Genomic DNA, 19,441 nt, shown 5'->3' on the forward strand with positions numbered 1-19,441 from the left:
GAACCCGCGCGGGCTCGGCCATCGGGTGTGTTCAGAGCGTGCCCTCGCGGGCCGAGCGCCAGAGGTCGACCGCTCCGTCGTCGTCGAGCAGCGCGTCGATTTCGGTCAGTTCGTCGGATGCCAGCTCGAGGTTGTCGAGGGCGGCGATGTTCTGTTCGAGCTGGCTGGTGCTGGACGCGCCGATGACCAGCGAGGTGACTCGCGGGTCGCGCAACGCCCAGACCAGGGCGAGTTGCGCCAGGGACTGGTTGCGGCGTTCGGCGATCGCGTTCAACTTCCGCAGCCGGTCGAGCATTTCGGGGGTGAGCAGGTCGGTCTGGAAGGACTTGCCCTGGGTGGCTCGCGAACCCTCGGGGATGCCGTCGAGATATTTGCCGGTGAGCAGGCCCTGGGCCAGCGCGGTGAAACCGATGACGCCGAAACCGTGGTCGGCGGCCGCGTCGAGGAGGCCTTCGGTTTCGATCCAGCGGTTGAGCATGGAGTAGGACGGCTGATGGATCAGCAGCGGGGTGCCGAGCTCGCGCAGCAGGTCGGCCATGCGAGAGGCGTTGTCAGCGGTGTAGGAGGAGATACCTACGTAGAGGGCTTTACCTTGACGGACAGCCGAATCCAGGGCGGTGGCGGTTTCCTCGAGCGGCGTGGTGGGGTCGAATCGGTGGGAGTAGTAGATATCCACATAGTCGAGGCCCAGGCGGGTCAGCGACTGGTCGAGGGAGGCGTGCAGGTATTTCCGGGAGCCGCCGCCCTGACCGTAGGGGCCGGGCCACATGTCCCAGCCCGCCTTGGTGGAGATGATCAGCTCGTCGCGGTAGGGGGCGAGGTCCTCGCGCAGGATACGGCGCGCGTTGATCTCCGCGGACCCATACGGCGGGCCGTAGTTGTTGGCCAGGTCGAAGTGGGTGATTCCCAGGTCGAAGGCGCGCAGGGCAATCTCGCGCTGGGTCCGATACGGCCGATCGTCACCGAAGTTGTGCCAGAAACCCAGTGACAGCAGCGGCAGATCCAGTCCGGATCGGCCGCAGCGGCGATACCGCATCGTTCCGTCGTACCTCGTCGGATCCGCTCGATGAGTCATGGGATCCATCCTGCGCTATCGCGTGCGGTGCCCTGTCGGCGACGTATCGGTGGGCTGTCAGCGGCGAGCCGCATCGTCGTAGGCACACCGGATGACCGGCGGAGACCACCAGCGAAGGACGAATCATGAACGCGCAGAACTATGAGCAGATCATCGTGCAACTCCGTCAGGAGAACATCCAACTGCGCCAACAGATCACGCTGTTGCGGCAGCAGTTGGAGACGGCGCGGCGACAGCCCGCGCCGCAGCGGGAATCGGGCATCGGCGATTTCCTCGCGGGTGCCGGGCAGATCGCGCTCGGTGTGGGTGGCGGCATCCTGGCCGCCGAAGCTCTCGACGGGGTGGCCGACGGGATCTTCGGCGGAGACGACGACGACACCTGGTGGTGACCGGTACCCCGTGGTCAGCGGCCACGGGGTAGCGACGGGCTCACCAGAATGTCGTTGCGAATTCTCAGTGCGGGCAGTTGTTGCCGCACAACGTGTTCCATGCGCTCCCGGTGTTCGGCGCTGCGCACCTCACCGGAGAGCACCACCACTCGGCCGCGAATCGCGACCTGTACTGCGGATTCCGCGACCCGGGCGTCCTCGGCCAGGAGGCGGTGCAGCTTGGTGATCAGATAGGCGCTACTGTTCATATCGGCGATTACCTCCGCGGTGCTGCGATATTCGACGACCGCGGTGTCGCCGTCACGACTCAGACGCCGGTTTCCTCCTGCCGACGAAACCGACCATGTTCTATGGTGATTCGCAACACGCCGGAGAGCAAGGCGATCACCGCGATCGAGACCCCGGCAACCGTGCCGGCATCGGCGCCGGGCGAACCGGCGGTACAGGCCAGGGCGACGACCCCGGCGAACAGCAACGCGAAGCCGGGCCAGCCGACTCCGTCAAGGATGGTGGGTGGGATTTTCGAGGTTTCCGGAGTTCCGTTGTAGTACGTCATCGAGGACACTCCTCCAGCTTTCGGACCTACTTTGTTCGAATTCCCGCCGCAACGCCTGTGAAACCGGTCAACTCGTGACACGAATGCGACACGCGGGACGAAACGCCGCATCGGCGTGACTGTTTCGGAACCGATATCGCGGGTAGGTCGGTCAAGAGATCGACAATCCAGAAGGACGCAACGATGAATGGTGGCAACAAGATTCGAAACAAGGTCGACAGGATCCGCGGACGGGTACGGCAGTTCGCGGGCGAAACCCTCGGAGATCGCCGAATGGCAGGGGAGGGGCGTCGCCTGCAGCGCCGCGCTGACCTGAAGGATGTCGGCGAGAAGCTCAAGGACGCGGTTCGCCCTCGGCGCGCTCGCCGAGGCGGGAGCCGCACCGATGCAGCGACGCCGCGTTGACCGTCGCCAGGAACGAAACATGGTGACCACATGGCCGGACCCCAGCCCACTCGACGGATGGTGGGAAGCCGTCATGTTCGGCCCCGAACCGATTCCGAGCAGTGACCCTGAAGAACTCGATCACGCCGAAGGAGACTCGTAATGGCGAACCCCAAGAATCCCGGACAGTTCGGCAATCGTCCCGACACCCGGGAGCAGGCCCGCCGCGGCGGCAAGGCCAGCAGTGGCAGCTTCGGCGCCGAGCACGGTGCCGACCCGCGCGAGGCCGGACGCAAGGGGGCGCAGGCGCAGCCCGTCGAGGCCAAGGCAGAAGGCGGACGCCGCAGTCACCGCAGCCGCTGACCTACAGCGCGAAGGCCGGGCCGGGTGGATTTCTCCCCCCGGCCCGGCCTTCGTTTGCGTGCCTGCGACGCTAACCGCGCACCCGATCCGCGAGCTGCGCGCCCCGTTCGCGAGCCAGCTCACCGAGGTGAGCGCCGCGATCGGCGGCCACCTCGGCAGCCTGATCGCGCCGGGCCCGAGCGGTTTTCGCCAGTCGCCGAGCCCGGCCACGCGTGTGATCGGCCAGCTCGCCACCGCGGTCGCGAGCCGTATCCGCCAGTTCACCGCCCTTGTCACGAGCGGTGTCCGCCAACTCGTGAGTGCGCTCCCGGGCCAGTTCGGCGAATTCGCCACCCCGGTCCCGCGCGGTCTCGGCGAGCTCGCCGCCCTTGTCACGGACGGTTTCCGCCAGCTGCGCGCCCTGTTCACGGGTGACCTCGGCGAGGTGACCGCCCTTGTCGCGCAAGGACTCCCACACCACCGGGGCCTGCTGGGCGACGGCTTCCGCGAGGTGGGCGACCGGGCTGGCGCCCTTGTCACCCACCTTGCGGGAGAGTCGATCCGCCGCGCGACGCGCCCGCCAACCAACCGATGGCCGCCCGCCGGTATCCGCGGCGGCGATCAGCAGGCCGCCGAGCAGTCCGGCATCGCGCAGGAACGCGGTGCGTTTTGCGGAACGGCGCTGCTGATCGGTCTCGTTCCAGAAGTCCCGCTCGGTGAGGGTGGCTGGAACCGTGGTGGCGGCCAGTATCAGCGCGGAAATCCGCGGCAGCCGCCCCGTGGCCAGCATGAGCCCACCGCCGACCCGGACCGCCGCGGTGACCTGCACCAGGCGGGCCGGATCGTTCGGCAGGACGGCGGCCGCGCGTTCGGGTAGCACCTGCTGGCCCCGCTGCACCAGGTCGTTCGCGGATTTCACGCGCGTCTCCGGATTCAGCAGGGTGTCGACCCCGTCCACCACGAACGCGGCGGCCAGCAGCGGATGGGCGATTCGTCTCAGCATCATGAATTCCTTTCCAGGAGAGGAGGAATCAGTAGTAGTGGCTGCGCCCGCCGATCGGGCGGCCGACCGCACCGAGCAGCATCAGCACAGCGCCGACCACCAGCAGAATGACGCCGATGGTGGTGAGGATGGGTATACCGAGCAGAATCCCGGCGAGAAGCAGGATGAGCCCCAGGGCGATCATGCAGTGTTCCTTTCCGATGGCGAGGTCGTGATACGGCCGCAGTTCCCGGCGCACCCGTCCTCAAACCCGGGAGATCAAGCATTCCCAGCGGTTTTCACCGCCCACAGCGGGGTACGACGAGATCGAAAGGTCCGAGATCGACAGTCGGAATTCGATGGGTGGTGAGAATATGCAGGAGTCACCACGAGGTGAGGGTGCCGGTTACGCGCCGGGCGCCGGGCTCGTGCATGACCGGGCGGCCGCGCTCGCCGGGTCGCAGGGCGTTATGGGACCGCACGCCGGAGATATCGGGCTGCGGCTGCGCGCCGAGGTGAAGCAGTTGTCGATGCTGCGTGCGGTGGCCGAAACAGTATTGCTGACAGCGGATTTCACGATCGATGTGGTCACTGACGTGCGGGTGGCACTCGATGAGGTGGCCACCGCCGTGATGTTGTCGACCGTGCCCGGTGGCGCCATCGAATGTGAATTCCGTTGCGACGACACCCAGGTGCACGTGCGGGTGGCGGGTGTGGTCACCACCGTCGACGCGTTCGACGAGCACAGTTTCAGCCGCCAGATCCTCGCGAGCCTCACCGATTCACTGCGGACCAGCCGCGCGCCGTTCGACCCCGAACTGCGCGGATACCCGCTGGTCGTGCGCTTCAGCCGGCTACGAAGTCCGGATCGTAGCCGCTGACGGTCGCGACAGTTCCGACGTGTGCTGCTGCGGACCCTCGGATCGCTGCGGACGGAATCGTCGCAGCATCGGGCGGCACCCGAGGGCCGCCAGCAGCACCAGGGTCAGCCAGATGTAGGCGTTGTGGTCGAAGACCGCGAACGGGCCGTGGCCGGGGAGGTCGAAGACGCTGCCGTAGTGCACCCCGACCAGGTCCATCAGGCCGCCGGAGGTGACCACCGCCGCCACCGCCAGCCCCGCCCCGATCAGCACGCTGCGCTCGCGCAGCGCCAGGTCGGCCAGGCAGATCAGCAAGGGGGCCAGCCACACCCAGTGATGGATCCAGCTGTAGGGGGACACGACCGTGGTGATCACACCGCACAGCGACACCGCCGCGAGCTCATAGCCGGACCCCGAGAGCCGCCGCGCCAGCAGCAGACACACCGCTGCGAAGGCGAGAGCGCCTGCCAGCCACAGCAATTGCATGCCGGCACCGGTGCCCAGTGAGCGGGCGATCATGCCGCGCAGTGATTCGTTCTGCGGGTTCTGTGGCACACCCACCCGGGTCGGGTCCGCGAACGCGCCGGTCCAGAAGGTCCACGAATCCTTCGGCAGCACAACCGCACCCAGCACCATGGTGGCGACGAGCGCGCCGATCGCGGTGGCCGCGGCCCGGAAACGGCGAGTCACCAGCAGATAGAGCACGAAAAAGACCGGGGTCAGCTTGATTCCGGCGGCGACACCGGTGAGCACGCCCTTCCACCGAGAGGAATCCGGCAGTGCCATATCCACCAGTACGAGCAGCATCAGCAGAATATTGACCTGCCCGAACGTGACGGTCTCGCGAATCGGCTCGCACAGCAGCATGAGCCCGGAGATCGACACCGCCAGCACCGCGGTCCGCCGATCCCGGCGCAGACCGAGCACATCCAGCGCCGCCCACATCGAGGCGACCAGCAGCGCGAAATTGCCCAGACCGCCGACCCAGGTGAAGACATTGCCGTGCAACCACGCCAGCGGCACGAACATCAGTGCGGCGAACGGTGAATACACGAATTCCCAGACGCCACGGGTATGTCCGCGCAAGGGATTGTCGTACACGGAAATTCCGTCGACCACCCGTTCCGCGGCGATCTGATAGGTGCCCAGATCGACCAGATGCATGAAAGCGTGCGGGGCCGCGGCGACCTGTTCGATGAAATGCCAGCCGGACAGTATGCCCAGCACGGCCGCCACCCACACCACGCTCAACGGGACCACGCGTCCTCGCGCCACTTCTCGTTCCGCGACAACCCGCTGTTCAACCGTCGTCAACGCCATAATCACCCCGTCATCGGCTCCGAATGCCCGCCCCACCGTAGTGACAGCGCCATCGACCCGCCACCCGGCCGACACTCCGGCGAGGTGGCGTGAATGCGTCGAGAGATGTTCCGGCGAGCCCACTCTCGCAGTGTCCGACCGGTGATACGCACGCCCATCGTTCTGTTCACCGGACATCGGCGCATTCGAGCCGACCGGTTCACCCGGGTCGCACGGGAACCGAATTCACGGCGAATTCACAGCCTGCATTCGGACAATTCGCCCACGCAATCTCCGGGTTCGGTGCCGCGGCGATCGCCGCGACACCGATGCCGTCAGTGCCGGGTCACCACTCGACGGGGAGGCGGTGGATGCCGTACACCATCGCCTCCTCCTTGAAATCGATCTCGTCGTAGGAGGCCGTCACCCGCAACCCGGGAATCCGGCGGAAGAGGGTCTGCAGGGTGATCGCCAGTTCGATGCGGGCCAGCTGGATCCCGATGCAGTTGTGGCGGCCGGCGCCGAACGAGAGGTTCTGCGCGGCGTTCTCGCGGGTCACGTCGATGCGCTCCGGATCCGGGAAGACCTCCGGATTCCAGTTCGCCGCACCGAGATCGAAGATGATGCCGTCGCCCGCGCGGATGGTCTCACCGGCGATCTCGATGTCGGCCACCGCGACTCGCCGCAGCCCGATGTGCGGGATGCTCATGTAGCGCACCAGTTCGTCGACCGCGTTGATCAGCAGCTTCGGATCGTCGGTGTCACGGATCAGCGCCAGCTGCTCGGGCTGCTCGAGCAGCGCGATCACGCTGAGCCCGATCATGTTCGCGGTGGTCTCGTGACCGGCGGCCAGGAAACCCACGGCCTGCAACGAGGCCTCCCACGGCTGCAGGTCGCCCGCACGCACATGCTCGGCCATATCGGAGATCATGTCCTCGGCGGGACTCTCCGTCTTGATCTCGATCAGCTTGTTCAGGTAGTCCAGCAGCTGCAGGGTGTTCTGCATCGCCTCCTCCTGGGAGGTGTTGCTGTCGAACCCGACCTCGGTGTGATGCTGGAAGAAGGCGTGATCCTCGTAGGGAACGCCGAGCAGCTCACAGATGACGCCCGACGGCACCGGCAGCGCCAGGGACTTGACCAGGTCGGCCGAATTGCCGCCCGCCAGCATGGCATCGATGCGATCGTCGACGTGCTGCTGGATGAGCGGGCGCATGGTCTCGAGCCGCTTGGGCGTGAACGGCTTGGCCAGCATGCGGCGGAAGCGGGCGTGCTCGGCGCCCTCGGAGTTGAACATGGTGCGCGGGCTCAGCGCCGCCAACCCCTTCATCGAGGCGTTGGTGTGCGGAAACTCGGGGTGCAGGTTGTCCAGGTGGACATCGGGATTCGGGAACAGCTCCCGCGCCTCGTCGAACCCGGTGACCAGCCAGTACTCCTTGTCCTCCCAGGTCCGTACCCGGGAGATCGGTCCGGCCGTGGCGATCTCGCGCACCTCGGGGGCGGGAGCGAACGGGCAGCCCGCAGCACGGGGCATGGGGTAGAAGGGCGCCTCGGCGATGGATTCGGTCGATGTATCAGACATGGATATCCGCTATTCCTCGATCTGGATGGCTTGCGCTGGGCAGAGTTTGGCGGCCGTGCGCACCCCGTCGGCCTGCTCGGGGCCGGGGCGCTCGGTCAGCAGCTGGACGAGGCCGTCGTCGTCGCTCTGCTCGAAAACCGCCTCGGCGTGCAGGGTGCACTGGCCCGCCGCGATGCACTTGTCTCGGCTGACAATGACTTTCACGGACTACCGGTCGCCGCTAGCGCGCCTCGATACCGGCGAGACGACGCAGCTGCTCGCGCATCGCCTCGGTGACCCGGCCGAGCTGTTCGTGGGTGTGCTCGACGGTGTCGTACTCGACCTGGATGGTGAGGCGATCGCCGATGGTGAACATGGTCATCGCGGGCGGCATGCCGGGGGCCTTGGCGTAGACGAAGTTGCGGACCAGCTCGAGCTCGTCCGGCACCGGATATGCCGGAATCCGGCCGATATTCGACAGCCCCAGGGTCGGCAGCACCACCGGCATGCCCGCCGCGACCGGGTCGATGCCGCGCACCAGCGCGCGCAGGATCAGGGCCGGGAAGCGGGCCTCGACCGCGCCGCGCACGCCCACCTCGACCATCTTCGCCAGCTCCACCGGATCCACGTCGGCGGCGGCGAAAACCGGTGTGGGGACGCCACCCACGCAGTTGAGGACGGTCGGCCCGGGCAGCGGCGGCGAGAGTTCGGCGCGCACATCCACCGCGTGCCCGGCCAGCATCATCACCGGTCCGGCGTCGGCGTCGAGTTCGCTGCGGACCGCGGCGAGGGCGGCGCCGCTGAGCAGGCTGTTGACCGAGAATCCGTGTGCGGTCGCGGCGGTGACGACGGTGGCGGTTTCCTCGGGACTCAATTCGATGGTGTGCAGCGCGAAACGGCCGCGCGCGTCGGCGGTGCCGTCGCTGTCGAAAGGCAGTTGCAGCGGAACCAGATTCGGATCACCGGCCGCCACGATGAACGCCAGCTGCTCGAGGAAGGCGTCGACCTCGGCCTCGGTGACGGTGCCCGCCAGCTGCGCGTCGACGCCGTCGACCAGCACGGAATCCGAATCCGACACCGGCAGCGGCGAACCCGCGCGGTGCGCGCTGTAGCGCTCCCACAGTTCACCGACGAGCGGGAACATGGAGCGACCGTCGCAGATGCCGTGATGCACCACGATCACCACGCGGTGCACGTCGCCGTCGCTGATCACGTGCGCCTTGAACAGGCCGGTGCTCCAGTCGGGGGTGCTGTTGATCAGCCGCAGGTACTCGTCCTGCGCGCCGGTCCGCACCTCGAGCGGCGGCTGGTAGTCCGCGAGCAGTTCGAAGCGCATACCGCCGTGGCCGTCCGCGACGGCCACGGCGTGCAGCAGCGCGTGCGAGGCCGCCAACTCGGCGAGCACCTCGCGGAGCGTGTCGAGATCGAGGTCCCCACGCACGGTGGTGCCGATCCACAGTGCCACTTCGGCTTTCGGCACGTTGCCCAGCTGGGACTCGCGATCGAAATGCGCGAGCTCGAAGGGAGTCAGAGGGCGTTGATTAGTCATTCGTGATCCGTGCTCCTGTGCGAGAAGTTGCCGAGCCGACCTTACACACTCGGCAGGCGGGCGGCAGGGACGCCGAGGCGCGCGACGGCCTCGGTGACCTGCGCTCTGTTCGCCGGAATACGCTCCGGCGCAGCATTATCGGTCAGCAGCGCGGGAATCGCGCGGCGAGCCATCGCGTTCCGGGACAGTCCGCCACGAACATGCTGCGCCCGGCACGAAGTCGACGCGCATTCCGATCGGGCAGCGGGCGGGAAGGGAGGATTGCGAAACCTGCGGGCAATCACCGGTCACCGGGGTTTTACGGCCGACGCGGCAGCGCGAAACATGTCGGCAGGAGTGTATACAGACATGAATTCACGTGCTGCGGGCGCGATGTCCGATCTCAGACACCAGGTGTACACCCAATTGCGCGGGCGGTTGATGTCCGGCGACATCCCGCTGCGGGGTCGGCTCGTCGAAACCCGGGTCGCCGACATGCTGGGCGCCTCGCGCACCCCCGTGCGTGAAGCGCTCGTCCGGTTGCACGCCGAAGGCCTGCTCACCTACGACAACGGCGGATACTTCCCGGTCATCCCCGACCTCGCCACCATCCGCGACCTTTACGAGGTGCGAATCACGTTGGAACTGAGGGGAATTCAACGCGTCATCGATTCCCCGCGGCTGCGCTACGACCTCGACGGGCTGCGCGCGCTGCACGAGGACTGGAGCGGATACGCCGACAACCCGCCCGAACCGGGACCCGACGTGCTGCTGCTGGACGAGGACTTCCATCTGCGCTTGAGCGCGGCCGCCGGAAACCCGTCGCTGACCCGGATGCTCGCCACCGTCAACAGCCAGATCCGGCTGGTGCGCGCCTACGACTACGGCACCGAGGAGCGCGTCACCGCGACCGTCACCGAACACCTCGGCATCCTCGACGCCATCCTCGACGGCGCGCTCGAGCGCGCACTGACCCTGCTGCACGAACACGTCGGCAACTCCTACGAGGTCGTCGAGGCGGCGGCCGCCCGCGCGGTCGCCGCGCACTTCCTCGGCAGCCAGGCCGGACAGCTGGAATGGAAGGAGGCCGGGCGATGACCGGCGTACTCGATCCCGACAAATCCACGACCACCACACCGGATGTGCTGGCGGAGTACGAGAACGAACCCGTCCCCGCCGCGGCGCGGCGCGGTCTGGCGTCGGTGTCGGCGGTGTGGGTGGGGTTCCCGATGATCCTCACCTGCGCGGTATTCGGCGGGCTGGTGGTGTACTCGCAGGGCTTCTGGCGCGGCATGCTGGCGATCCTGCTCGGCAACCTGGTGCTGATGGGCTACGTCGGCGCGCTCAGCTACGTCGCCGGTGACACCGGGCGCAGTTTCGCGCAACTGGCCGCGCGGACCTTCGGGCAACGTGGGCGGGTGGTTCCGGCGGCCTTCCTGGCCACCGTCGTGATCGGCTGGTTCGCCTTCCAGACCGGGCTGACCGGGTCGGTCATCCACAGCACCGTCGGCTGGAACGAGGCCTGGACCTCCGTGCTCGCCGGAGTCGGCTACGTACTCGTCACGCTGATCGGAATCCGGGCGCTGTCGGTGATCGGAATCGTCGCCGCGCCTTTGTATCTCGTGCTCGCGGCGGTGGCGCTGATCTTCGCGACGAACTCGGTGTCGCTCGGCAGTGTGTTCGGGTATCACGGTGGTGGGGGAGCGTTGAGTTTCGGCGCGTGCGTCACGCTGGTGATCGCCTGCTTCGCCGACTCGGGCACCATGACCTCGGACTTCACCCGGTGGTCGCGCAACGGCCGGGAGGGATTCCTCGCTGCCGCAGCGGCTTTCCCGGTGGCGAACGTGATCGCCAATGTGGTCGGCGGAGTGTTCGTCGCGCTCGGCGTCACCCATGACACGGCCGCCAACGGCGGCAACTTCCTCGGAATTCTCGTCGATCACGGCGGGTGGGTGGTGCCGGTGGCGATCGGGTTCGTGTTCGTGAACCTCGGATCGGTGTGCGCGCACTGCCTGTACAACGGGGCGATCGGGTGGGGTCAGCTCAGTGGGCGGCCGATGCGGACGCTGACCGTGGTGCTCGGGATCGTCGGCATCGTGCTGGCCGGCCTGGGGGTGTGGTCGCATTTCGACACCTGGCTCAACCTGCTCGGGGTGGTGGTGCCGCCGATCGGGATCGTGATGATCCTGGATCTGCTGGTGCTGCCCCGCTTCGGCATCACCCGCACCGAACGCGCCTGGCATATCGAACCGTTCCTCGCCTGGGCGGGCGGCGCGGCCTGCGCCATGGCCGCACACCTGTGGGCGCCGGGACTCTCCGAGGCGATCGTCGGAATGCTCACCGGCGCACTGTTCTTCACCCTGCTGCGGATGACCCCACGACCGCGGGCGGTGACCCGATGACCTCCCAGGTTTCCGCGAACCCCTACACCTGGCCCTTCGACGGACCCATCGTCGCGGCTCGCACGGCACTGCTGTTGATCGACTGGCAGGTCGACTTCTGCGGCCCCGGCGGTTACGTCGAGGCCATGGGCTACGACATCGAATTGACCCGCGCCGGACTGCTTCCCACCACCAAGGTGCTCGCCGCCGCCCGGACCAGCGGGCTGACGATCATCCACACCAGGGAAGGCCATCGCCCCGACCTCGCCGACCTACCGGCCAACAAACGCTGGCGCTCGGCGCGCATCGGCGCGGAGATCGGCAGCCCCGGACCGCAGGGACGCATCCTGGTGCGCGGCGAACCCGGCTGGGAGATCGTCCCCGAAGTCGCGCCGCTGCCGGGCGAATTCATCATCGACAAACCCGGCAAGGGCTCCTTCTACGCCACCGACCTGGACCTGCTGCTGCGCACCCGCGGCATCACCCACCTCATCCTGACCGGCATCACCACCGACGTCTGCGTCCACACCACCATGCGGGACGCCAACGACCGCGGCTACGAATGCCTGATCCTGTCCGACTGCACCGGCGCCACCGACCCGGGCAACCACGAGGCCGCACTGAAGATGGTCACCATGCAGGGCGGGGTGTTCGGCGCGGTCGCCGACTCCACCGCCCTGCTCGAAGCCCTGTCCTAGTCCAGCCCTGAGCGTCCCGGATGGTCCGCTACTCGCGGATCATCCGGGACCGGGTCGCTGTCGGCAGCTGCGCCGATGCCGGTGATGCGCCCCGGCCACACGCAGACGTATCGCGCGCCTCGCGCTGCGCCGCCGCAATCAGCGAGCGTCCGGTTCTCGACGCCGCCGCCACCGGATCCTGCCCGGGCAGCTCGGTTTTCGACCCCACCGAGTGCGCGCCCATGGTCATTCGAAAACCATTACTCAGGCGAAATTGAATCCTCGCAGCAAAATATTTGCCGGAGCCTGCCGTGGCGCATTCTCCGCTCTGGTCTCGAAGATCGCAGCTACCGATTTGCTCATTCTGGTTGCAGGGCAAACTAGAATCTGTTCTACTTCTCCGTGACCGCGGGTGGACGCTGAAGGCGTTGCGGCACTGGGGGTTTGGGGTGTTCCCAAATCAACCGTTCAGGTGGAGCTGCGGGTTACGCATAACGAGGTGCGTGGACCGGTGGTGTCAATTTTCGATTCCATTCTTTCGAGGATTCACGACGCATGTTTGTTTCGATCAATCACCTTGGTGTCCCGGATGGCCGGGAGAACGAGATCAGTAGCCGATTCGATCAGGTCAAGGGGCATTTGGAGAAGGCCGGCGGGTTTCTGCGGTTCCGGCTGCTGCGGCCGCAGAGCGAAGGGGCGAAGTGGCTGGTGTATACGGAATGGGAGACTGCGGCCGACTATGACAGCTGGAAGAACTCGCCGCTGTTCGGGCGGATGCATCCACACCACGGGTCGCCGCACGACGCACCGATATCCGCCAGCGCCGAGGTCGTCACCTATGACGTGGTGACAGACTGTGCGCCTTGAATCACCCAGTGGCCCGGCCCTGGACGGTGACCAGCGCACGGTGCGTGACGCACTCACCGTGATGGTCGCCGCCAAGGTGCCGAACATGGTGCTGGCCAGCACCTATGTGCCACCCGAGGGCGCGCAGGCCTGCTACCTGCTGCACCGGTTGCTCAGCGGCGCGGACACCACCGGCGTGCAGTGGCATTCGGTGTTCGTCAACTCCGGCGTGGAAGCGCTCGGCACGGTGCTGAAGTTCGTGCGCAACAAGCACAATCGCGACGGGGGACCGCAGCCGTGCCGGATCCTGCTGCTGGATCCGACGACCACCAGCCGATACGCGTACGCCCATGCGGTGCCCGGCCTGCGTGACGCCGTCGACGACGGGCTCACGATCCTCACCGAGCCCGCCGAGTTCCTCGAGCGCGCCGACGAACCGTGGACGGCGGTGATCGCGGTCCGAGACCTGCTCTCGGACAACGACATCGACGCGGTCGACGCGCTACTGGCTACCGCCGCCCGGCATGGGGCCGTCGTCGCGACCGGGGTGCTGCGGGACCCGAAGGCATTTCGCGCCCTGGCGACCCGTCCACCCGCCGCCGCTGCCGTCTTCCTCGGCGAAGTCTGCGTGGAACGCGAAATGCCCTGCGGCACCGTCTCGTTCACCCGCGAGGCGTTCGCACTGTGGAACAACCCGATGGACTGCGTCGCCCACGTGTCGACCTTCGGCGGCAACACCGTCGCCATGCGACTGCTCAACGCGACACTGCGCGACCTGCGACCCACCGCACCCCGGGAGGACGCCGCACTCGAGCGGATGCGCCGCCACCGGCTGGTGCGCCGCACCCGGCTTCGCCTGCACGGCAACACCTGGCAGACCCGCGCCATCGACCTCGCGGGCATCAATATGACCTTCGAACAGGCCGACGGTGTGCGCTACACCGCGGGTGGACGGCAGTACGTCGATGTGGCCTCGGGGGCCGGGCCCGCCTTTCGCGGGCACAATACGCGCTCCCCGGAATCCATTTCGCGTCTCAGCGCGGACTCCGACGCCATCGAACAGCTGACGGCGACCCTCGGCAGGCTCACCGGACTTCCGGTGATGGCTCCGGCGGTCAGCGGCGCATCGGCGGTCGACCTGGCGGTGCTCGCCGCCCTCGGCGCGCGGCCCGGCCGCCACACCGTGGTGACGTTGCGCGGCAACTACTCCGGCAAGGGCGCGCTGTCGTTGATGATGAGCCGCACCAGCGACCACTTCCGCGACCGCGACCAGCACGCGTTCGCGCCCTATCCGGCGCGGATCATCGATGTGGCACTCGACGATCCGACCGGACTGCGGGAGGCCCTGCGACGCGACGATGTCGCCCTGGTCTGGCTGGAGCCGGTGCAGGGCCTGGAGTGCGTGCCGATCCCGCAGCGGGTGCTCGACGAAATCGATTGCCACCGTGCGCAATCCGGCTACCTCGTCGGCTTCGACGAGGTGCTTACCGGATTCTGGCGGGCCGATCCGAACCACTTCGTGGTCGGCGCGGGCACCACGCTGCGACCGGACATCGTCGCGCTGTCCAAAGCCATGAGCGACGCGCTGCTGCCGATGGGCGCGGTCATGATGTCGCACGACGTGCACGCCGACCTCGCCCGGCGCGCACCGGATCTGGCGCACTGGATCCTGACGCACTACCGCAATCCGCTCGGCGCGGCACTCGCCGTGGACGCCCTGAACTCGGGCGAAGACCACCCCGCGAGCGACCGGGCCGCAGTGGCCGCCGCCCTCGACGACGTGTTCGCCGCGGCCGCGCAATCACCGGTCTTCGCCGGAGGACGACGTTCCGGACTGCTGGGACGACTGCTGCTGTCACCCGCGACCGTCGGCGCGAGCCCACGTCCGGACATGCTCGACCACGTCGACGCGACCATCACCCGCATGGCCGCACAGCAGTGCGGGGTCATCACCCTGCAACTTCGGGTGATGCCGTGCACCGCCGGGCACGACACCGCCGTAGTCGTCGACGCGCTCGCGCGGCTCGCCGAATTCCTGCGCGGACTCGGCAGATTCGCGGTCTACCGCACCATGGCGACCGCGGCCCTGGCCTGCGCGTGCCAGGAGGCCGCGGCGACCGCGATCGGCGTGCGCGAACGGTTCACGGACCGGCGGCGACTCCCATGACCGAACACCGAGAGAGAACCTCATGATCACCGAATACACGCCGCGCTCAGCGGAATTGATGGACGACCCCTACCCGATCTACCGCGACATCGTGGCCGCCGGGAAACCGGTGTTCTCCCCGGCCGCCGACGCCTGGATGTACGGGGAGTACGAGCTGTGCGTGCGCGCCCTCGCCGACGGCATCACCTACTCGGTGGCGCGCGGCGTGCAGCTCGACGACGAGGAAGAATTGCCGATCGGCATCCCGCTGCTCACCCTCACCGATCCGCCGGAGCACACCCGGCTGCGGCGGTTCATGGGTAATGCCTTCCGCGCCAACACCGTCGCGGATTTCGCCGACGACTTCCGGGGCAATATGCGGCGGGCCATCGACGCCCTCGACGGCGCCACGAAGCTCGATCTCATGCAGGACCTGTTGCTGCCGTGGGCGATCGAGAACAGCCTCACCCTGCTCGAGGTCCCCGAAGCCGATCGCCCCGACCTGCGCGAGTGGATGGGGATCTACCTCAACCGCGAACGCGGCGTGCTCGGCTTCACCGACGCGGGCAACGCGGCACTCGAACACGCGATGATCTATCTGGCCGCCGTGCACCTCAACGCCCTGCGCAAGGACGGCGACACCTTCATGCGCCGCATCCTGCGCCACGAGGTCGACGGCGAACGCATGTCCGATCCGGAGGCCATGGGGCTGCTGATGACCATGGCCATCGTCGGCGCGGAGGACACCGCCCGCTCGTTCGCCAATATCCTGTATCACCAGGACCGTTCGCTGCCCGCCGACACCGGGCGCGAGCTGACCGAGGAGCAGGCGTACGCGGTCATCGACGAGACCATCCGGCATTCGCCCTCCACCCACTACGTGCGGCGCACCACCACCCGCGAGGTCACCGAGGGCGGGGTCACCATCCCCGCCGGAGCCAAGGTGCTGATCCTCTTCGGCGCGGCCAACCGGGATCCGGGTGTCTTCACCGACCCCGACACCTTCGATCCGGCGCGCGAGAACGCGCAGCGCGCCCTGGGATTCAGTCGCGGCGCGCACAGCTGCCTGGGCATCCACGTGGCCCGGCTGCAACTGCTGGCCGGACTCGAGGTCCTCACCGAACGCACCGCCGGCCGCGACATCGACTACGACTCCGGCGAATGGGTGCACGCCATGAACATCTCCGGATACCAGCGACTGCAAGGGAGCATTCAATGGACGTAGCGCGAACCGTGGTGTCGGCCACCGACATTCGCAAGAAATATCAGCGGTCGGCCGGAGACGTGCTCAAGGGTGTCTCGCTGACGGTGCGGGCCGGGGAGCTGGTGTCGATCACCGGCGAGAACGGGTCGGGGAAGAGCACCCTGCTGGGCATCATCGCGGGGGAGACCCGGGCGAGTTCCGGTGAGATCGCGCTGTCCGGGCGGGTGGGTTACTGCCCGCAGATTCCGGCGCTGTACCCGCGTCTCACCGTCGACGAGCACTTCGCGCTGTACGCCTCAGCGGGCGGGCTAGAGGCCGCGGAAGTCGAGCAGACCCGCATCGACGTGCTGAAGACCCTGGATTTCGAGCGTTTCGCGGGCGTGCAGTCCCGCGCGTTGTCCGGCGGCACCCGCGCGAAACTCAACCTCGGACTCGCCCTGCTGGGCACACCCGATCTGCTCGTGCTCGACGAGCCGTACGCGGCCTTCGATCTGTCGAGCTACCAAGCCTTCTGGGCGCTCATCGACCAGCAGCGCGGAGCCGGACGGGCGGTGATCGTGGTGGCGCATCTGGAACTGGACGCGACCCGCTTCGATCAGCGCCTGGTACTGCGCGACGGACTGCTCACGGAAGCCGCCTAGATGCTGACCCTGACCCGATTGACCCTGCTGTCCACGCTGCGGCAGCCGCCGGTGCTGGCCGCGTTCCTGGTGATCCCGGCCGTACTGGTGTTCCTCACCGCCGACGCCTTCGACAAGTTCAGCTCGGTGCTGGGCGTCGGCATGCACGATATGCCCGGCCACGGCGCGCATTTCGCCATCCTGTCGGGGCTGTGGGCGGCGGGCATCACCGCCGCCATGATCAGCGCCCTCACCGTCACCGAGGCGCTGCGCGCGGATTCGGTACTGGCACTGAAGCATTCGGCGTGGCGGTGGGCGCTGGCGCGCGGTGCGACGTTGATCGGCGTCGGGATGCTCGCGGTGCTGGTCAGCATTGGATTCGTCGCGATCCGTGAAGACGGGACCGGAGTCGGCGTCTGGCTCGCGGCCGCCTACAACACCGCGCTGTACGTGCTGGTCGGGCAGCTCGTGGCGTACTTCGCGCGCGACGCCATCGCCGCCGTCGGCTGCGTCAGCTCACTGTGGATCGTCGACGCGCTGCTCGCGCCGTCCATGACCGAGGGCACCTGGTGGCAACCGGTGCTATCGCCCTGGTACAGCGCCGAATACGCGGCGATGGGCTATCACCTCGGCGGCGGAGAGATCGCCGCACTCGTGGTGTGGCCGCTGCTGCTGGTCACCGGATTCGTGGCCGTGTTCCGGCTGCGGCCACGAGCACCCGAACTGGGCTTCGGGGCGGCGGCGTCGACCGCCGTCACCAAACCGAGCCGGGCGCACGGACTTCGACTGCTGCTGGTCGACCTGCTGCGGCATCGGGCACTGCTCGGTTTCGCGGTCGCCGGGCCGCTGTGCCTGATGGCCAGCAGTCTGTGGCTGTTCCGCGGCGTGCACGTGGCCGTTCCGGCGATGGAGCACGGTCACCGGGTGCTGCTGGCCACCACCATGCCGCAACTGCATGCCGCCTACATGGGCATGATCGCGGTGGTGAGTTTCAGCGGCACCGCCGGATTCCTGATCGCGATCGAATTGCACGGTCCCGATGGACGATTGGGCCGCAACTTCGGGCGACTCGGTGCGATCACCATCCTGCGCCTCGGCACCCTGCTGGCCGTCGGAACCGTCGCCACGCTCGCGGCGCTGGTGCTGGTGGCGGCCGTGCGGCAGCCCGAACACTGGGGCTGGTTCATCCTCGCGCACCTGCTGGCGGGCTGGACGTTCACCTTCCTGGGCTACTGCGTCGGGCTGCTGCTGGACCGCGTCACCGGCATCCTGCTGATGATGTTCTTCCCGTTCGTCGACGTCGGCATCGCACAGGACTACATGCTCGGGCCGGCGCTGCCGCGCTGGGCGGTGCTGCTGCCGTCACATCCGTTCGCGCAGTTGAGCATCAGCTCGTCGTTCGGGGACGCGGTGTTCGACACCGGGTACCTGGCGTGGGGTGTGGGAATTCTGGCGGTGAGCGCGGTGGCCGTCGCGGCGGTGAGCGGGCGACGACTGCGCCGGGCCGAAGTGGCTTGAGCCCGGGCCGCATTCGAAGCGGACCCGGTCAGGCCTTGCGGCCCACCGCGCAGTAGCAGTTGACCTTCGCGTCGTAGGAGGGTGGCATCTCGATGCCGTCGTCGAGATTCCACCGGTGCGGCGGCACCACACCCGGGTCGATCAGCTCCAGGCTCGAGAACCAGCCCGCGACCTCGTCGTGGGTGCGGGTCTGCGCGGGCAGCTTGCGGACCTTGTAGACATCGGCCGCCCTGGCCACCGAATCGGGCGAGAAATCGGTCGTGATGGTGCAGATCGCGAGGTAGGAGCCGGGGGCGAGCGCGTCGAGGAAGGTCGTGACGATCTTGTTGATATCGGCCTCGACGAAATGCAGCAGCGCGATCATGCTCAGGCCGACCGGCTTGCTCAGGTCGAGGGTCTGCGTCAGTTCCGGTGCGGTCAGGATGGACACCGGATCGGTGACGTCACCATGGATATAGGTGGTCGTCCCCTGCTCGGTGCCCGTCATCAGCGCACGGGCGTAGGCCAGCACCAGCGGATCGAAGTCGACATAGACCACCCGGCTGTCCGGTGCGATCTCCTGGGCGATCTGATGCAGGTTCGGCTCGGTCGGAATCCCGGTACCGATATCCAGGAACTGCCGCACCCCCCGCTCGGCGAGATACCGGGTGCTGCGGTGCATGAACTCGCGATTGATGCGCGCCGCCGTGCGAATCTCCGGCCACGCCTTCAATATTTCCGCGGCGGCCTGCCGATCGACCTCGTAGTTGTCTTTCCCGCCGAGAAAATAGTCGTAAATGCGGGAAGTGTGCGGTGTGCCCAGTGAGATGTCTCCGTTCATCCAATCACCGCTTCAATCGCCTGATCGAACACAAACCTATCCGAACAGGCTAGACCGCAAGTCACTCGGACCGAGGGGTTTCGTATCGAAGTGGTGCGGCGCCGAGCGTAGCCTCCGCAACCTCGGACGACAGCGGGCAGGGTAGGCCGTTGGGAGTCGAAACCGCTTACTCGACAGCGTGATTCACAAGATCGACGGCCGCTCGGGCGTCGTGCTCGGGCAAATATCGTGTGGTGCACCGCATGTCACCCGACCC

Annotated in this window: 21 protein-coding genes; 11 read left to right on the forward strand and 10 right to left on the reverse strand. The window is 67.5% G+C overall.

What is annotated here, in order from left to right; translation table 11 throughout:
• Positions 1–31 precede the first annotated feature (31 nt).
• Positions 32–1,075 (reverse strand): L-glyceraldehyde 3-phosphate reductase, encoded by a 1,044-nt coding sequence (gene mgrA / locus OG300_RS12360; RefSeq protein ID WP_405495295.1) that lies wholly within the window; start codon positions 1,073–1,075, stop codon positions 32–34.
• 125 nt (positions 1,076–1,200) lie between these two features.
• Here mgrA and OG300_RS12365 point away from each other — a divergent pair, with 125 nt between their 5' ends.
• Positions 1,201–1,464, forward strand: coding sequence for a hypothetical protein (locus OG300_RS12365; protein ID WP_405495297.1), 264 nt, complete (start codon positions 1,201–1,203; stop codon positions 1,462–1,464).
• Positions 1,465–1,478: 14 nt separating this feature from the next.
• Here the strand turns inward: OG300_RS12365 and OG300_RS12370 are convergent, their stop codons facing one another.
• Together OG300_RS12370 and OG300_RS12375 are read right to left on the reverse strand one after the other, a co-directional pair.
• Positions 1,479–1,712, reverse strand: coding sequence for a BON domain-containing protein (locus OG300_RS12370; RefSeq protein WP_405495299.1), 234 nt, complete (start codon positions 1,710–1,712; stop codon positions 1,479–1,481).
• Between the two features lie 59 nt (positions 1,713–1,771).
• Positions 1,772–2,020 carry a hypothetical protein gene (locus OG300_RS12375; protein WP_405495301.1) on the reverse strand — a complete coding sequence of 83 codons (249 nt, stop codon included), beginning with the start codon at positions 2,018–2,020 and terminating at the stop codon, positions 1,772–1,774.
• Between the two features lie 546 nt (positions 2,021–2,566).
• On the opposite strand from OG300_RS12375, the gene OG300_RS12380 reads away from it, so the two are divergent.
• Entirely contained in the window at positions 2,567–2,767 is a 201-nt protein-coding gene (locus OG300_RS12380) for a hypothetical protein (protein WP_405495303.1), read from the forward strand.
• Positions 2,768–2,837: 70 nt separating this feature from the next.
• Here OG300_RS12380 and OG300_RS12385 read toward each other — a convergent pair whose 3' ends face one another.
• Together OG300_RS12385 and OG300_RS12390 are read right to left on the reverse strand one after the other, a co-directional pair.
• Complete coding sequence (locus OG300_RS12385; protein WP_405495305.1) at positions 2,838–3,752, reverse strand: DoxX family membrane protein; 915 nt, start codon at positions 3,750–3,752, stop codon at positions 2,838–2,840.
• A gap of 25 nt (positions 3,753–3,777) precedes the next feature.
• On the reverse strand, positions 3,778–3,933 hold the full coding sequence (locus OG300_RS12390) for a DUF6131 family protein (protein WP_405495307.1): 156 nt from the start codon (positions 3,931–3,933) through the stop codon (positions 3,778–3,780).
• 169 nt (positions 3,934–4,102) lie between these two features.
• Between OG300_RS12390 and OG300_RS12395 the strand changes: the two genes are divergently transcribed.
• Entirely contained in the window at positions 4,103–4,609 is a 507-nt protein-coding gene (locus tag OG300_RS12395) for an anti-sigma factor (protein ID WP_405495309.1), read from the forward strand.
• Here the strand turns inward: OG300_RS12395 and OG300_RS12400 are convergent.
• The 4 genes from OG300_RS12400 to OG300_RS12415 form a co-directional block, all read right to left on the reverse strand.
• Complete coding sequence (locus tag OG300_RS12400; protein ID WP_405495311.1) at positions 4,583–5,863, reverse strand: glycosyltransferase 87 family protein; 1,281 nt, start codon at positions 5,861–5,863, stop codon at positions 4,583–4,585. The two genes, OG300_RS12395 and OG300_RS12400, sit on opposite strands and share 27 nt — an antisense overlap.
• 370 nt (positions 5,864–6,233) lie before the next feature.
• Entirely contained in the window at positions 6,234–7,466 is a 1,233-nt protein-coding gene (locus OG300_RS12405; protein WP_405495313.1) for a cytochrome P450, read from the reverse strand.
• Between the two features lie 9 nt (positions 7,467–7,475).
• The gene (locus OG300_RS12410) at positions 7,476–7,670 is read right to left on the reverse strand and encodes a ferredoxin (protein ID WP_405495315.1); all 195 of its coding nucleotides are present in this window, start codon (positions 7,668–7,670) and stop codon (positions 7,476–7,478) included.
• 16 nt (positions 7,671–7,686) lie between these two features.
• Positions 7,687–8,994, reverse strand: a complete 1,308-nt coding sequence (locus OG300_RS12415; RefSeq protein WP_405495317.1) for a phthiocerol/phthiodiolone dimycocerosyl transferase family protein — start codon at positions 8,992–8,994, stop codon at positions 7,687–7,689.
• 348 nt (positions 8,995–9,342) lie between these two features.
• Here OG300_RS12415 and OG300_RS12420 point away from each other — a divergent pair, with 348 nt between their 5' ends.
• The 8 genes from OG300_RS12420 to OG300_RS12455 all read left to right on the forward strand — a co-directional run bounded on the left by OG300_RS12420 (position 9,343) and on the right by OG300_RS12455 (position 18,365).
• Positions 9,343–10,071 carry a GntR family transcriptional regulator gene (locus OG300_RS12420; RefSeq protein ID WP_405495319.1) on the forward strand — a complete coding sequence of 243 codons (729 nt, stop codon included), beginning with the start codon at positions 9,343–9,345 and terminating at the stop codon, positions 10,069–10,071.
• Positions 10,068–11,375 (forward strand): purine-cytosine permease family protein, encoded by a 1,308-nt coding sequence (locus OG300_RS12425; RefSeq protein WP_405495321.1) that lies wholly within the window; start codon positions 10,068–10,070, stop codon positions 11,373–11,375. Before OG300_RS12420 ends, OG300_RS12425 begins: the two co-directional genes overlap by 4 nt.
• Positions 11,372–12,052 carry a cysteine hydrolase family protein gene (locus tag OG300_RS12430; protein WP_405495322.1) on the forward strand — a complete coding sequence of 227 codons (681 nt, stop codon included), beginning with the start codon at positions 11,372–11,374 and terminating at the stop codon, positions 12,050–12,052. The genes OG300_RS12425 and OG300_RS12430 overlap by 4 nt, the downstream gene beginning before the upstream one ends.
• A gap of 534 nt (positions 12,053–12,586) precedes the next feature.
• Positions 12,587–12,898, forward strand: coding sequence for an antibiotic biosynthesis monooxygenase family protein (locus OG300_RS12435; RefSeq protein ID WP_405495324.1), 312 nt, complete (start codon positions 12,587–12,589; stop codon positions 12,896–12,898).
• On the forward strand, positions 12,888–15,044 hold the full coding sequence (locus OG300_RS12440; protein ID WP_405495326.1) for an aminotransferase class III-fold pyridoxal phosphate-dependent enzyme: 2,157 nt from the start codon (positions 12,888–12,890) through the stop codon (positions 15,042–15,044). Before OG300_RS12435 ends, OG300_RS12440 begins: the two co-directional genes overlap by 11 nt.
• 22 nt (positions 15,045–15,066) lie before the next feature.
• Entirely contained in the window at positions 15,067–16,248 is a 1,182-nt protein-coding gene (locus OG300_RS12445; RefSeq protein ID WP_405495328.1) for a cytochrome P450, read from the forward strand.
• The gene (locus OG300_RS12450; protein WP_405495330.1) at positions 16,239–16,868 is read left to right on the forward strand and encodes an ATP-binding cassette domain-containing protein; all 630 of its coding nucleotides are present in this window, start codon (positions 16,239–16,241) and stop codon (positions 16,866–16,868) included. Before OG300_RS12445 ends, OG300_RS12450 begins: the two co-directional genes overlap by 10 nt.
• The gene (locus OG300_RS12455; protein ID WP_405495332.1) at positions 16,869–18,365 is read left to right on the forward strand and encodes a hypothetical protein; all 1,497 of its coding nucleotides are present in this window, start codon (positions 16,869–16,871) and stop codon (positions 18,363–18,365) included.
• A gap of 28 nt (positions 18,366–18,393) precedes the next feature.
• Here the strand turns inward: OG300_RS12455 and OG300_RS12460 are convergent, their stop codons facing one another.
• Complete coding sequence (locus OG300_RS12460; protein ID WP_405495334.1) at positions 18,394–19,185, reverse strand: SAM-dependent methyltransferase; 792 nt, start codon at positions 19,183–19,185, stop codon at positions 18,394–18,396.
• Between the last annotated feature and the right edge of the window lie 256 nt (positions 19,186–19,441).

Source organism: Nocardia sp. NBC_00511, assembly GCF_045161165.1.
GTDB lineage: Bacteria > Actinomycetota > Actinomycetes > Mycobacteriales > Mycobacteriaceae > Nocardia.

What these genes read in the sequence shown, in the direction of transcription:
- mgrA (WP_405495295.1), bottom strand. Translation starts at nt 1,075, where the DNA reads ATGACTCATCGAGCGGATCCGACGAGGTACGACGGAACGATGCGGTAT.
- OG300_RS12365 (WP_405495297.1), top strand. Translation starts at nt 1,201, where the DNA reads ATGAACGCGCAGAACTATGAGCAGATCATCGTGCAACTCCGTCAGGAG.
- OG300_RS12370 (WP_405495299.1), bottom strand. Translation starts at nt 1,712, where the DNA reads ATGAACAGTAGCGCCTATCTGATCACCAAGCTGCACCGCCTCCTGGCC.
- OG300_RS12375 (WP_405495301.1), bottom strand. Translation starts at nt 2,020, where the DNA reads ATGACGTACTACAACGGAACTCCGGAAACCTCGAAAATCCCACCCACC.
- OG300_RS12380 (WP_405495303.1), top strand. Translation starts at nt 2,567, where the DNA reads ATGGCGAACCCCAAGAATCCCGGACAGTTCGGCAATCGTCCCGACACC.
- OG300_RS12385 (WP_405495305.1), bottom strand. Translation starts at nt 3,752, where the DNA reads ATGATGCTGAGACGAATCGCCCATCCGCTGCTGGCCGCCGCGTTCGTG.
- OG300_RS12390 (WP_405495307.1), bottom strand. Translation starts at nt 3,933, where the DNA reads ATGATCGCCCTGGGGCTCATCCTGCTTCTCGCCGGGATTCTGCTCGGT.
- OG300_RS12395 (WP_405495309.1), top strand. Translation starts at nt 4,103, where the DNA reads ATGCAGGAGTCACCACGAGGTGAGGGTGCCGGTTACGCGCCGGGCGCC.
- OG300_RS12405 (WP_405495313.1), bottom strand. Translation starts at nt 7,466, where the DNA reads ATGTCTGATACATCGACCGAATCCATCGCCGAGGCGCCCTTCTACCCC.
- OG300_RS12415 (WP_405495317.1), bottom strand. Translation starts at nt 8,994, where the DNA reads ATGACTAATCAACGCCCTCTGACTCCCTTCGAGCTCGCGCATTTCGAT.
- OG300_RS12420 (WP_405495319.1), top strand. Translation starts at nt 9,343, where the DNA reads ATGAATTCACGTGCTGCGGGCGCGATGTCCGATCTCAGACACCAGGTG.
- OG300_RS12425 (WP_405495321.1), top strand. Translation starts at nt 10,068, where the DNA reads ATGACCGGCGTACTCGATCCCGACAAATCCACGACCACCACACCGGAT.
- OG300_RS12430 (WP_405495322.1), top strand. Translation starts at nt 11,372, where the DNA reads ATGACCTCCCAGGTTTCCGCGAACCCCTACACCTGGCCCTTCGACGGA.
- OG300_RS12435 (WP_405495324.1), top strand. Translation starts at nt 12,587, where the DNA reads ATGTTTGTTTCGATCAATCACCTTGGTGTCCCGGATGGCCGGGAGAAC.
- OG300_RS12445 (WP_405495328.1), top strand. Translation starts at nt 15,067, where the DNA reads ATGATCACCGAATACACGCCGCGCTCAGCGGAATTGATGGACGACCCC.
- OG300_RS12450 (WP_405495330.1), top strand. Translation starts at nt 16,239, where the DNA reads ATGGACGTAGCGCGAACCGTGGTGTCGGCCACCGACATTCGCAAGAAA.
- OG300_RS12455 (WP_405495332.1), top strand. Translation starts at nt 16,869, where the DNA reads ATGCTGACCCTGACCCGATTGACCCTGCTGTCCACGCTGCGGCAGCCG.
- OG300_RS12460 (WP_405495334.1), bottom strand. Translation starts at nt 19,185, where the DNA reads ATGAACGGAGACATCTCACTGGGCACACCGCACACTTCCCGCATTTAC.